The organism is Pengzhenrongella sp., assembly GCF_036565025.1.
GTDB lineage: Bacteria > Actinomycetota > Actinomycetes > Actinomycetales > Cellulomonadaceae > Pengzhenrongella.
Map to the genome: position 1 here is coordinate 1 of NZ_DATCNW010000286.1, position 10,455 is coordinate 10,455.

Sequence of the window (10,455 nt, forward strand, 5' to 3'; positions counted from 1 at the left end):
GGAGCGCGCGACGTCGAACCGGCGCCCGACCTCACCGCGCGCCTGCTCGCGCTGGCCGGGCCGGCGCCGTCGGGCGACGAGTCGCCGGATCCCGAACGACGACGGCGGGTCGTGCCGCTCGGCATGTCCGCCTACGCGACCCCGGCGCGCGCGCTCAGCGGCGAGCTCAACCCGCGGCAGCGCCCCGGTCTGCGGCTGGCGGCCGGGTCCCTCGCGGGTCTCGGTGTGTTCGCGATGGTCCTGTTCGTGCTGGGCGGTGAGCCCAGCGTCGTCCCGACGTTGCACCCGGCGCAGGCCCTGTCGATGCTCGGTCACGCACGCGGGCCGGGCGGCACCGCGTCCGGGACGCTGGCCCCCGAGCTCGCGGCTCAGATCTCGAACGCCGCGTCGTCGTCGGGCACGTCGCAGGGCAACGGTGGGGTGACCGAAGCCGCCGTGCTGCGCTGGATGAGCGGCACCGACTGGACCTGCCCGGCCGGCCTGCCGACCGGGTACGAGGTCACCGCGGCGCGCCTGGTCGGCGACGCGGGATCGGTGCTCGAGGTCGACCTCGCGGGGCCGGACGGGAACATGGTGCTCACCGAGCAGCGCGGACGGCTCGACGGCGCAGCGCTCACCGGGGTGCGCCGGCACGCCGTCGGCGACAGGATGGTCTACGTGCTCACCAGCCAGCCCTGGCACGGGGTCTGGCAGTCCGGCGACACGATCGTGTCGGTCGTCTCGGAGGCGGCCACACCGAGTGTGACCGCGCTCGTGGGCGGGTTCCCGGCCGACGGCTACGACGACGGCCCGGTCGCGCGGCTGGCGCGTGGTTGGGATCTGGTGACAGGAGCCTCGCGCGCCCATGACGAATCCTGAGCCGCCGACCGACCAGCCCCGTCCGAACCCGTTCGCGCCGCCGTCGTCCAGCGCGTTCGCCTCGCCGGGCCCGCCACCCCAGGCCCCGCCGGCATTCGCGCCGGCCGGTGCCCAGCCCGGTCCGGCACCGTGGAGCGCCCCGCCACCGTGGGCCTCCTACCCGCTCCCGGACGGGCCGAACGGGCACGGTGGGTCGCCGTACCTGCCGCCGGAACACCGTCGCCCGCGCCGCGCGCTGAGCGCCGGCTGGATCGTCCCGCTGCTGGTCCTCGCGCTCGTCGCGGGCGGTGTCGGCGGTGTCGCGGGCGAGCGGCTGCTCGGCGGCGGGCGCCTCGCGAACGCCGGCCTGCCGGCCCCGGTGGTCACCACGGGCGCCCAGCGCCCGGCCGACTCCGTCGCGGGCCTCGCCGCTCGCGTGCTGCCGAGCGTCGTGTCGATCCAGGTCGCCGGCCCGCTCGGCACCTCGACCGGGTCGGGACTGGTGCTGCGCCAGGACGGCTACCTGCTCACCAACAACCACGTCGTCGCCGACGGAGTCGAGCCGGGCAACACGATCGAGGTGCTGTTCGCGGACGGGACACGGGAGCCGGCCACGATCGTCGGGCGAACCGGGGACTACGACCTCGCGGTGATCAAGGTCAAGCGCACCGGCCTGGTCCCGCTCGTGCTCGGGAACTCCGACGACGTCGCGGTCGGCGACCCGGTGTTCGCCGCGGGCGCCCCGCTCGGGCTCGAGGGCACCGTCACGACCGGGATCATCAGTGCGCTGAACCGGCCCGTCTCGGCCGGCGCCGGCACCGACACGGCCTTCATCAACGCGATCCAGACCGACGCCGCGATCAACCCCGGCAACTCCGGCGGGCCGCTGGTGAACGCCGCGGGTGAGGTCATCGGGATCAACTCGGCGATCGCCCAGCCGCCGGGAGCGGGCACGGTCGTTGCGGGCAGCATCGGCCTCGGCTTCGCGATCCCCTCGAACCAGGCGCGGCGCACCGCGACCGAGCTGATCGAGACGGGCAGGGCGACCTTCCCAGTCGTCGGCGTGCTGCTCGACCAGACCTACACCGGGGTCGGGGTCAAGGTCGCCACCGAGCCCCAGCGCGGGCAGGAACCGGTCAGCTCCGGCGGACCCGCGGACAAGGCGGGGATCCGCAAGGGCGACATCATCCTGTCGATCGACGCGCGTCCGGTCACCGAGCCGAACGAGCTCGTCGTGGCGATCCGCGCGAAGGCGCCGGGCGACACGATCACGCTCCGGGTCCGATCGGGCTCCGCACCCGAGCGCAAGGTCCGGGTCGTGCTCGACGAGGCGACCAGCAAGTGAACGCGCGTAACCTGACGGGGTGTTCGATATCAACGGCAGTGAGTTCCTGCTGCTCCTCATCGTCGCCGTCGTCATCGTCGGTCCCGAACGGCTGCCCAAGTACGCCGAGCAGCTGGGTTCGTGGGTGCGCACGCTGAGGGGTGTGCTGAAGACCACCAAGGCCCGGGTCGACGAGGAGCTCGGCGACAACGGGGCCGACGTCGACTGGACCGCGCTCGACCCGCGGCGCTACGACCCGCGCCGCATCGTGCGCGAGGCGTTGCTCGACGACACCCCACAGGTGCGCGGACCGGCCGGAGCCACTGCCGCGTCGTCGGCCGCGGGCGTGGCTGCGGGTGCGGCCGTGGCCGGGTCGGGCGCGGCGGAGGCCGCAGGCGCCGCCGGTACCTCCGACGCCGCAGGCACCGCCGGTACCCCCGAGGCCGGAGCGACGACCGGCGAGGCTGACGTCTCCGGCACCCCGTACGACGACGAGGCCACCTGACCCACCGTCCACCTCGCGCAAGGCGCGCGCAGCAGGCGCCGGCGACCCGTCCGAAGCACTCCCATGCACCTGCCAGAATGGACAAATGTCCACAGTGTTGTCTTCCTCGACACCTGCCCTGCGCCCACGGATCTTCTCGGGGATGCAACCCACCTCGGACTCCCTGCACCTGGGCAACTATCTCGGCGCCCTGACCCACTGGGTCGCGCTGCAGGAGGACCACGACGCGTTGTACTGCGTGGTGGACCTGCACGCGCTCACGGTCGTCTCCGATCCGGCCGTGCTGCGCCAGCGCACCCGGAGCACCGCGGCGCAGTACCTCGCCGCGGGCGTCGACCCCGAGCGCTCGATCCTGTTCGTGCAGTCGCACGTCGCCGAGCACGCCCAGCTCGCCTGGGTGCTGAGCTGCCACACCGGGTTCGGTGAGGCCGGGCGGATGACGCAGTTCAAGGACAAGTCCGCGCGGTACGGGTCCGAGGGCACGTCGGTCGGGCTGTTCACCTACCCGATGCTGATGGCCGCCGACATCCTGCTGTACGACACGCAGCTGGTGCCGGTCGGCGAGGACCAGCGCCAGCACCTGGAGCTCTCGCGGAACCTCGCCCAGCGGCTGAACACCCGCTTCGGGGCGGGGACCGCCGTCGTCCCGGAGCCGCACATCGTCAAGGCGACCGCGAAGATCTATGACCTGGCCGAACCGACCGCCAAGATGAGCAAGACGGCGTCGAGCCCGAACGGGATCATCGAGCTGCTCGACAACCCGAAGGTCGTCGCGAAGCGGATCCGGTCGGCCGTGACGGACACCGGCCGGGAGGTCCGCTTCGACACCGAGGCCAAGCCGGGGGTGTCGAACCTGCTGACCATCTTCTCCGCGCTGACCGGCACGGAGGTGCCGAAGCTCGAGGCCGAGTACGAGGGCAAGGGCTATGGCGACCTGAAGAAGGACCTGGCCGACGTCGTCGTGGAGTTCCTCGCCCCGTTCCAGGCGCGGTACGCCGGTTACCTCGCCGACCCCACCGTGCTCGACGACGTGCTCGCGGACGGCGCCGAGCGCGCGCGCGACATCGCGGCGGGCACGCTCGCGCGGATCTACGACCGGGTCGGGCTGCTGCCCGCCCGCGGGCACCGCTCGTGAGGATGCCCGAGCGGGCCGGCACGCAGATGCGGATCGGGGTCGCCATCACGGTCCCCGAGCCGTACGGGTCGGTGCTCCAGCACGCTCGGGCGCGCTTCGGTGACCCGCTGGCGCGTGACATCCCGCCGCACATCACCCTGCTCGGCCCCACCGTCGTCGAGCCCGACGAGATGGCGACGGTCTCCGCGCACCTCGCCCGGGTCTCCACGGCGTCGCGACCGTTCGTGCTCCACCTGCGCGGCACGGGGACGTTCCGGCCGGTCTCGCCCGTGGTGTTCATGCAGGTCGTGGAGGGCATCGGAGAGTGCGAGCGGCTCGAGTCCGCGGTGCGAACCGGACCCCTGCACCAAGACCTCCGGTTCAACTACCACCCGCACGTGACCGTCGCCCACGAGGTGCCCGAGCCCTCGCTCGACCGCGCGTTCGACGAGATGGCCGGCTTCGAGGCGCGGTTCGTGGTGAGCGGCTTCCAGTTCTACGAGCACGGCGACGACAGCGTCTGGCGCCCCGTGCGTGACTACCTGCTGACCGGTACCGGCGGCACCCGGACGACCGCTCCGCGTGCCCGGGAGCGCTCGGGCTCGTAGGGTTTTGCGCATGAGCCGAACCCTGCGGCGGGGCCGCGCCGATGACGCCACGGCGCCGACCGGGGCCGGGTCGGCGCACGTCGCGGCTGCGTCGAGTACGCAGGAGGTCGCGGCCGGCGCGCGGGCGAGGCCGGGCGGGCTCGCCACCCTGACCGCCCGGGTCAAGGCCCTGCTGGCGTGGTGGCAGCGGACTCGACCGGCCCGGGCCAACGCCCGGTTCGGGGCGGCGGGCGGCGGGGTGCTGACCGGCGGGATCGCCTACGCCGCGCTGTTCTCCGTCTTCGCGGCCCTGACGATCGGGTACACGGTGTTCACCGCCGTGCTGGGCCGCAACCAGGCGCTGCGCGCCAAGGTGCTCGAGACCCTCGACACGTCCCTGCCCGGGCTGATCGACACCGGCAGCGGGCACGGCCTCGTCAAACCCTCCGACCTCGTGCTGAGCGCCGGGCTCAATGTGACGGGCGTGATCGCCGTCGTCGTGCTGCTGCTCAGCGCGACCACGTGCATGGCGGCGCTGCGCACGGCGCTGCGGGCCATGTTCGACGAGCGGGGGCAAGCCGGCAACGCCGTCGTCGGCAAGCTGCGCGAGCTGGCCGGGTTCGCGGGGATGGCCGTGGCGGTGTTCGGATCCGCCGCGCTGAGCATCGCCACCACGAGCGCGCTGCAGTGGCTGTTCGCGCTGGTCGACCCGTCGGGCCGCTACGGGCTGCTGCGCATCGGCGGGACCGTGGTCGGGATCGCGGTCGCGTTCGCGGTGGACGCGCTGACGTTCGTGCTGCTGGTGGTCCTCCTGGCCGGCCTGCACCCGCCGGCCCGCGACCTGCGCCGGGGTGCCCTGATCGCCGCCACCGGGATCGGCGTCGTGCGGCTGCTGGGCACGAGCGTCGTCGCCGGCAGCGTCGGCAACAACGCCCTGCTGGCGTCCTTCGCCGTCCTGGTGACCCTGCTGATCTGGATCAACCTCAACGCCCGGATCGTCCTCCTGGCCGCCGCCTGGACGGCCAACCCCCCGCCCCAGCAACCCGCAGCTGCTGACTGATCTCCCCGTCGCCTGCGAAAACTCCGCCGAGAAGTCAAAATCCGCCCATCCGGAGGCGATCGGATGGGCGGAAATCGACTTCTCGGCGAGGGGCTAGAAGGCTCGGGTGATCATGGCTCGCTTTACTTCGGCGATCGCCTTGGTGACCTCGATGCCTCTGGGGCAGGCCTCGGTGCAGTTGAAGGACGTGCGGCAGCGCCAGACGCCCTCCTTGTCGTTCAGGATCTCCAGGCGCTGCTCGGCGCCCTCGTCGCGCGAGTCGAAGATGAACCGGTGCGCGTTGACGATCGCGGCGGGCCCGAAGTACTGCCCGTCGGTCCAGAACACCGGGCACGAGGTGGTGCACGCCGCGCACAGGATGCACTTGGTGGTGTCGTCGAACCGCTCGCGCTGGGCGGAGGACTGGATCCGCTCCTTGGTCGGCTCGTTCCCGGTGGTGATCAGGAACGGCATGATCTCGCGGAACGAGGCGAAGAACGGCTCCATGTCGACCACGAGGTCCTTGAGCACGGGCAGGCCCTTGATCGGCTCGACCGTGATCGGCTTCTTCGGGTTCAGGTCCTTCAGCAGCACCTTGCACGCGAGCCGGTTGCGACCGTTGATCCGCATCGCGTCCGAGCCGCACACCCCGTGCGCGCACGAGCGGCGGAAGGTCACCGAGCCGTCGAGCTCCCACTTGACCTTGTGCAGCGCGTCGAGCACGCGGTCGCTGCCGCGCGCGCTGACGGTGAAGTCCTCCCAGTAGGCCTCGGTCTCGCCGCCCTCGGAGTCGTCCGGCTTGTAGCGCCGGATCCGCAGGGTGACGTCGAACGAGGGGACGGCGGGCGGCGCCGCGACGGTGGATGCCATCAGTACTTACGCTCCATCGGCTCGTAGCGGGTCATCACGACGGGCTTGTACCCCAGGACGACGTCGAACGTCCCGGGCTTGGAGGCACCCGGCCCGCCCACGGAGACCCTCGGACCCGGCGGCTCCGCGGTTTCAGGAGCGGCTGCTGGTTCCGAACGGGCCACCGCCACGGGCCGGCGGTACGCCATCGTGTGCTGCATGTATTCGGCATCGTTACGGTCCGGGAAGTCCTCCCGGAAGTGCCCGCCGCGGGACTCCTCGCGGTTCAGTGCGCCGCTCACGACCACCTCGGCGACGTCGAGCAGGAAGCCCAGCTCGAGCGCCTCCAGCAGGTCGGTGTTGAACCCGCGGCCCTTGTCCTGGACGCTCACGTTGCGGTACCGCTCCTGCAGTGCGCGCACGTCGGCGAGCGCTGTGGTCAGCGACTCCTCGGTCCGGAAGACCTGGGCGTTGGTGTCCATCGTCTGCTGCAGCTCGCGGCGCACGACGGCGACGTGCTCGCCCGAGGGCCGGGCCCGCATCTCCTCGAGCTCGGCGACCACGCCGACCGAGGGCTCGTCGGGCATCTCGACCCACTGAGCGCCGATCGCGTACTCGGCGGCCGCGATCCCGGCGCGCTTGCCGAACACGTTGATGTCCAGCAGCGAGTTGGTGCCGAGCCGGTTGGAGCCGTGCACGCTCACGCACGCCACCTCACCGGCCGCGAACAGGCCGCTGACCACGTCGGTGTTGTTGCGCAGCACGTTCGCGGTGATGTTGGTGGGGATCCCGCCCATCGCGTAGTGCGCGGTCGGGTAGACGGGGATCGGCTCGGTGTACGGCTCGATGCCGAGGTAGGTCCGGGCGAACTCCGTGATGTCCGGCAGCTTCGCGTCGATGTGCGCCGGCTCGAGGTGGGTCAGGTCGAGCAGCAGGTAGTCCTTGTCCGGACCGGCGCCGCGGCCGTCGCGCACCTCGTTGGCCATGGCGCGCGAGACGATGTCGCGCGGCGCGAGGTCCTTGATCGTGGGCGCGTAGCGCTCCATGAACCGCTCGCCGTCGCCGTTGCGCAGGATCCCGCCCTCCCCGCGCGCGGCCTCCGAGAGCAGGATGCCGAGCCCCGCGAGGCCGGTCGGGTGGAACTGGAAGAACTCCATGTCCTCCAGCGGCAGGCCGCGCCGGTAGGCCAGCGCCATGCCGTCACCGGTGAGGGTGTGCGCGTTGGAGGTGGTCTTGAAGATCTTGCCGGCGCCGCCGGTCGCGAACACGACCGACTTCGCGCGGAACAGGTGGATCTCGCCGGTCGCCAGCTCGTAGGCGACGACCCCGGAGACCTTGACCTCGTCGCCGTCGGCCACGGTGCCCGAGGTGAGGTCCTCCGAGAGGAGCACGTCCAGGACGTAGAACTCGTTGAAGAACTCGACATCGTTCTTGACGCACTGCTGGTAGAGCGTCTGCAGGATCATGTGCCCGGTGCGGTCCGCGGCGTAGCAGGCCCGGCGCACGGCGGCCTCGCCGTGGTTGCGGGTGTGGCCGCCGAACCGGCGCTGGTCGATCTTGCCCTCGGGCGTGCGGTTGAACGGCAGGCCCATCTTCTCCAGGTCCATCACCGCGTCGATGGCCTCCTTGGCCATCACCTCCGCGGCGTCCTGGTCGACGAGGTAGTCCCCACCCTTGACGGTGTCGAACGTGTGCCACTCCCAGTTGTCCTCCTCGACGTTCGCGAGGGCGGCGCACATGCCGCCCTGCGCCGCTCCCGTGTGCGAGCGCGTCGGATAGAGCTTGGAGATCACGGCCGTGCGGGTGCGCTTGGAGGACTCGAGCGCGGCACGCATCCCGGCGCCACCGGCACCGATGATGACGACGTCGTACTGGTGTGTCTGCATCTGGGGTCGTTATCTCCTGTGACGGGGTGGTCGGGGCCTACTGGAACCCGGACGACGGCGCCTCGCGGCGCCGTCGTCGGTCAGGCGTGGCAGAACGAGGGCAGCAGGTTCGCCGGCTGGCCGGGCGGGCACGGGTCGAAGGTGAAGATCACGAGCGTCCCGAGCACGACGACGACGACGAACGCGGTGTACAGCGCGAGCTTGAGGACCAGGCGCAGTCCGTCCCGCTCGGCGTAGTCGTTGATGATCGTGCGCACGCCGTTGGAGCCGTGGATCATCGCGAGCCACAGCATCAGCAGGTCCCAGTGCTGCCAGAACGGCGAGGCCCACTTGCCGGCGACGAAGCCGAAGTCGATGGCCTGGATGCCCTTGCCCGCGAACAGGTTCACGAACAGGTGCCCGAAGATCAGCATCACCAGCACCACGCCCGAGGCGCGCATGAAGATCCACGCGTAGAGCTCGAAGTTGCCCCGCGTGGTCTTGCGGCGGCGGTAGGCCGCGCCCGGATCCGCGATGACCGATGCGCTCATCAGTTGCCCCCGAAGACGTGCATCAGGTGCCGCGGCAGGAAGCCCGCCATCGTCACGACGAACAGGCCCACAACGATCCAGAGCATCCGCTGCTGGTACTTCGGGCCCTTGGCCCAGAAGTCGATCAGGATCAGCCGGATGCCGTTGAACGCGTGGAACACGATCGCGGCGACCAGGCCGGCCTCGCCGAGGCCCATGATCGGGTTCTTGTACGTGCCGATGATCTCGTTGTAGGTCTCCGGGGAGAGCCGTACGAGAGAGGTGTCGAGCACGTGCACGAGCAGGAAGAAGAAGATCAGCACACCGGTCACGCGGTGCGCGACCCACGACCACATGCCTTCACGGCCGCGGTACAGCGTGCCGGCTGGGACACTTGGCACAGTGGGCCTCCTGAGGCACGAAGTGATGACGACGACGTCGGCGTTTCTTCGTTCACTGTACTGACCCGGTCATGATGGTCTGTCCCGGCTTCGGCGTGGCGAGGCGTGGTAATGGAGCGTTTGTGACCAAGTCCACACGGAATTCCCCACGGGCCGCCTTCACTACCCTGAACCCATGACGTACACCTCCGACGGCCCGATCCCCGGCTTCCACGCGGTCATCCCCGCAGGCGGCGCCGGTACCCGCCTGTGGCCGCTGTCGCGGTCCGGCCACCCCAAGTTCCTGCACGACCTCACCGGGTCGGGACGGACCCTGCTGCAGGCGACCGTCGACCGCCTCACCCCGCTGACCGAGCCGGGCGGGGTCATGGTGGTGACCGGCGAGCGGCACGTCGAGGCAGTCCGGGCCCAGCTTCCCGGGGTCGGCGCGGACGAGGTGCTCGCCGAGCCCTCGCCGCGCGACTCGATGGCCGCCATCGGGCTCGCCGCGGCCGTGCTGGCCGCGCGGCACGGCGGCGACGTCGTGCTCGGCTCCTTCGCGGCGGACCAGGTCATCCACGGTGCCTCACCGTTCGAGCGCGCCGTGCGCGAGGGCGTCGAGGCGGCCCTCGCGGACTACGTCGTCACCGTCGGCATCGCCGCCACGCACCCCGCGACCTCCTTCGGGTACGTGCACTCGGGGGACTCCCTCGACCTCGACGGCGCCCCCAGCGCCCGGCATGCGCTCGGCTTCACCGAGAAGCCGGACGTCGTGACCGCCGCGGCATACCTCGCGACCGGGGAGTACCGCTGGAACGCCGGCATGTTCCTGGTGCGCGCGCGCGTGCTGCTGGACCACCTCGCCGCCCAGCGCCCCGCCCTGCACGACGGCGTCCGCAAGCTCGCCGCCGCGTGGGACACCTCCGAGCGTGCCCAGGTGCTCGCCGACGTGTGGCCCGGGCTGGAGAAGATCGCCATCGACCACGCGATCGCCGAGCCGGTCGCCGCCGCCGGCGGGGTCGCGGTCGTGCCGGGCGACTTCGGCTGGGACGACATCGGCGACTTCGCCTCGCTGAGCGCGCTGCTTGCCCCGCTCGAGGCCAACGACGACAACGCGCGCGTGCTCGGTGACGACGCCTCCGTCGTGCGCCTGGACTCCTACGGCTCCCTCGTGGTGCCGTCCGCCGGCCGCATGGTCGCCGTCCTAGGCCTGGACGACGTGGTCATAGTCGACACCCCCGACGCCCTCCTGGTAACAACAAGAGCAAGAGCCCAGCAAGTAAAAGACGTAGTCCAAGCCCTACGCACCCAAGGCCGCACCGACCTCCTCTGACCACCCGACCCGCGACACCCCCCCGAGAGGTCACCTCTTGCCCCGTAACGTCCGAGCGTTGACGTCCTATAGGACGTCAACGCTCGGACGTT

Annotated in this window: 11 protein-coding genes; 7 read left to right on the forward strand and 4 right to left on the reverse strand. The window is 71.3% G+C overall.

Features of this window, described 5'->3' with window-relative positions:
• The 6 genes from VIM26_RS16685 to VIM26_RS16710 form a co-directional block, all read left to right on the forward strand.
• Window positions 1–858 (forward strand): zf-HC2 domain-containing protein (locus VIM26_RS16685; RefSeq protein WP_331953191.1); only part of this gene is annotated, 858 nt, incomplete at its 5' end.
• Window positions 845–2,182, forward strand: coding sequence for a S1C family serine protease (locus VIM26_RS16690; protein WP_331953193.1), 1,338 nt, complete (start codon window positions 845–847; stop codon window positions 2,180–2,182). The genes VIM26_RS16685 and VIM26_RS16690, both read left to right, overlap by 14 nt.
• 19 nt (window positions 2,183–2,201) lie before the next feature.
• Window positions 2,202–2,666, forward strand: coding sequence for a twin-arginine translocase TatA/TatE family subunit (locus VIM26_RS16695; protein WP_331953195.1), 465 nt, complete (start codon window positions 2,202–2,204; stop codon window positions 2,664–2,666).
• Window positions 2,667–2,751: 85 nt separating this feature from the next.
• On the forward strand, window positions 2,752–3,801 hold the full coding sequence (gene trpS, locus VIM26_RS16700) for a tryptophan--tRNA ligase (RefSeq protein ID WP_331953197.1): 1,050 nt from the start codon (window positions 2,752–2,754) through the stop codon (window positions 3,799–3,801).
• A 2-nt stretch (window positions 3,802–3,803) separates the two neighbouring features.
• Complete coding sequence (locus VIM26_RS16705; protein WP_414696503.1) at window positions 3,804–4,388, forward strand: 2'-5' RNA ligase family protein; 585 nt, start codon at window positions 3,804–3,806, stop codon at window positions 4,386–4,388.
• Between the two features lie 10 nt (window positions 4,389–4,398).
• Complete coding sequence (locus VIM26_RS16710) at window positions 4,399–5,427, forward strand: YihY/virulence factor BrkB family protein (RefSeq protein WP_331953201.1); 1,029 nt, start codon at window positions 4,399–4,401, stop codon at window positions 5,425–5,427.
• 93 nt (window positions 5,428–5,520) lie between these two features.
• On the opposite strand, the gene VIM26_RS16715 is transcribed toward VIM26_RS16710, so the two are convergent.
• The 4 genes from VIM26_RS16715 to sdhC all read right to left on the reverse strand — a co-directional run bounded on the left by VIM26_RS16715 (window position 5,521) and on the right by sdhC (window position 9,051).
• Window positions 5,521–6,276 (reverse strand): succinate dehydrogenase iron-sulfur subunit, encoded by a 756-nt coding sequence (locus VIM26_RS16715; RefSeq protein WP_331953203.1) that lies wholly within the window; start codon window positions 6,274–6,276, stop codon window positions 5,521–5,523.
• Window positions 6,276–8,141 (reverse strand): succinate dehydrogenase flavoprotein subunit, encoded by a 1,866-nt coding sequence (gene sdhA / locus VIM26_RS16720; protein ID WP_331953205.1) that lies wholly within the window; start codon window positions 8,139–8,141, stop codon window positions 6,276–6,278. The genes VIM26_RS16715 and sdhA overlap by 1 nt, the downstream gene beginning before the upstream one ends.
• An 80-nt stretch (window positions 8,142–8,221) precedes the next feature.
• A complete protein-coding gene (gene sdhD, locus VIM26_RS16725) occupies window positions 8,222–8,671 on the reverse strand; it encodes a succinate dehydrogenase, hydrophobic membrane anchor protein (protein ID WP_331953207.1) in 450 nt (149 codons plus the stop codon).
• A complete protein-coding gene (gene sdhC / locus VIM26_RS16730; RefSeq protein ID WP_331953209.1) occupies window positions 8,671–9,051 on the reverse strand; it encodes a succinate dehydrogenase, cytochrome b556 subunit in 381 nt (126 codons plus the stop codon). The genes sdhD and sdhC overlap by 1 nt, the downstream gene beginning before the upstream one ends.
• 175 nt (window positions 9,052–9,226) lie before the next feature.
• On the opposite strand from sdhC, the gene VIM26_RS16735 reads away from it, so the two are divergent.
• Window positions 9,227–10,363, forward strand: coding sequence for a mannose-1-phosphate guanylyltransferase (locus tag VIM26_RS16735; protein ID WP_331953211.1), 1,137 nt, complete (start codon window positions 9,227–9,229; stop codon window positions 10,361–10,363).
• The last annotated feature ends 92 nt before the right edge of the window (window positions 10,364–10,455 follow it).

Excerpts from the sequence above, each read along its gene's own strand:
- VIM26_RS16690 (WP_331953193.1), top strand. The coding sequence starts at position 845 with ATGACGAATCCTGAGCCGCCGACCGACCAGCCCCGTCCGAACCCGTTC.
- trpS (WP_331953197.1), top strand. The coding sequence starts at position 2,752 with ATGTCCACAGTGTTGTCTTCCTCGACACCTGCCCTGCGCCCACGGATC.
- VIM26_RS16705 (WP_414696503.1), top strand. The coding sequence starts at position 3,804 with ATGCCCGAGCGGGCCGGCACGCAGATGCGGATCGGGGTCGCCATCACG.
- VIM26_RS16710 (WP_331953201.1), top strand. The coding sequence starts at position 4,399 with ATGAGCCGAACCCTGCGGCGGGGCCGCGCCGATGACGCCACGGCGCCG.
- VIM26_RS16715 (WP_331953203.1), bottom strand. The coding sequence starts at position 6,276 with ATGGCATCCACCGTCGCGGCGCCGCCCGCCGTCCCCTCGTTCGACGTC.
- sdhA (WP_331953205.1), bottom strand. The coding sequence starts at position 8,141 with ATGCAGACACACCAGTACGACGTCGTCATCATCGGTGCCGGTGGCGCC.
- sdhD (WP_331953207.1), bottom strand. The coding sequence starts at position 8,671 with ATGAGCGCATCGGTCATCGCGGATCCGGGCGCGGCCTACCGCCGCCGC.
- VIM26_RS16735 (WP_331953211.1), top strand. The coding sequence starts at position 9,227 with ATGACGTACACCTCCGACGGCCCGATCCCCGGCTTCCACGCGGTCATC.